General features: G+C 71.7%; 2 protein-coding genes. Both read right to left on the reverse strand.

What is annotated here, in order from left to right; all coding sequences use genetic code 11:
• Positions 1-589, reverse strand: a 589-nt coding sequence (locus IT540_RS20745) for a PAS domain-containing protein (RefSeq protein ID WP_291181779.1), incomplete at its 3' end; no start/stop codon positions are given.
• A gap of 193 nt (positions 590-782) precedes the next feature.
• The coding region (locus tag IT540_RS20750) for an NUDIX domain-containing protein (RefSeq protein ID WP_291181780.1) at positions 783-1,242 on the reverse strand (460 nt) is incomplete at its 5' end.

Below are 1,242 nucleotides of genomic sequence, written 5' to 3' on the forward strand. Positions count from 1 at the left end.
GCTCCGAGACGTCGGTGAGCAGCGTGTGGATGCGGACGGACCGCCCGTGTCCGTCTCCCTCCGAGCTGACCCGCAGCCGGAACCAGCGGTGCTCACCCGAGGGCAGCATCAGCCGCAGCTCCAACTCGCGCGAAGCGGGTGCGCCGCTGAGTACCAGCATGCACTCGCGCCATGCTTCGCGGTCTTCCGGGTGCACGCGGTCTTCGAACCAGTCGCTGCCGCTCGACGGTCCGCCGTGCGTGAAGCCGAGAGCCTCGGCGAAGCCCGGTGAGGCCCATACGGCCCCGTCGGCGAGAGACAGCTCCCACGCCGCCGAGCCCACCCCGCAGATGGCGAACTCCAGCCGCTGCTGCGCGGCGCGCAGATCGGTTTCGGCTTGCGCCGCGTGCCGGGCGGCGCGCATCTGCTCGCGCGCGGCGTGATTCAGGGCGAGCGTGGCGAGCGCCGCCAGCGCGACGATCGCGAGGAGCGGTGCCGGCGCGAACTGAACCGCGGCGCCGGCAAGAAGGGCCGAGAGCCAGAGCCAGGGCCACAATACGGGCGACGAACTGCGCAGCAGGGATCGGCCGTCGTGATTCGGGGGGGTCACGCGATGGCTCTCCAAGGGGGTCACCAGGCGGCACATCGTCCGAGGAAATCCGCGCTGGTTGCACCCGCTCGTGCGTGTCCGTGACCGGGTGCGCTCTGGCCCCATGTTCGGTTGCCGGACGAATCTCTTGATGGGACCGCTCCGGTATACCGGGCCGCGCGGCGCTCCGCCCCCGCAAGTGGCGGCAAGTGCGTCAGAGACGCGCGCGCAGCTCCGTGAGCGCCCGGCGGTGGGCTTCGAACGCGATGTCTTCCGGCAGCGCGTCCAGCGCGAACCAGGCCGCGTCGATGGCGTCGTCGCCCGGCACCAGCATGCCCCCCGCAACCCGCGCCGTGTACAGGATGAGCACGGCGCGCACGCGCGGGTCGTCGAAGCCGGCGTACACGTGAAAGAGCCCGGTCAGCTCGCCGACCAGTCCGGTCTCCTCCTCGAGCTCTCGCACCGCCGTGTGCTCCGGCGTCTCGCCCGACTCCATGAAGCCGGCGGGAATGCACCACTGGCCGGCGCGCGGGTCGAACTTGCGCTTCACCAGAAGGACGCGGCCCTCGTCCACGATGAGCACTCCCGCGGCCGGCACCGGATTGCGGTACCAGATGAACGCGCAGCGCGGGCAGGTGGGACGGACGACGCCGTGCTCGGGGCGGGGTTCGAGC

The sequence above is a fragment of the Hyphomicrobium sp. genome (assembly GCF_020852195.1).
GTDB lineage: Bacteria > Pseudomonadota > Alphaproteobacteria > Rhizobiales > Hyphomicrobiaceae > Hyphomicrobium_C.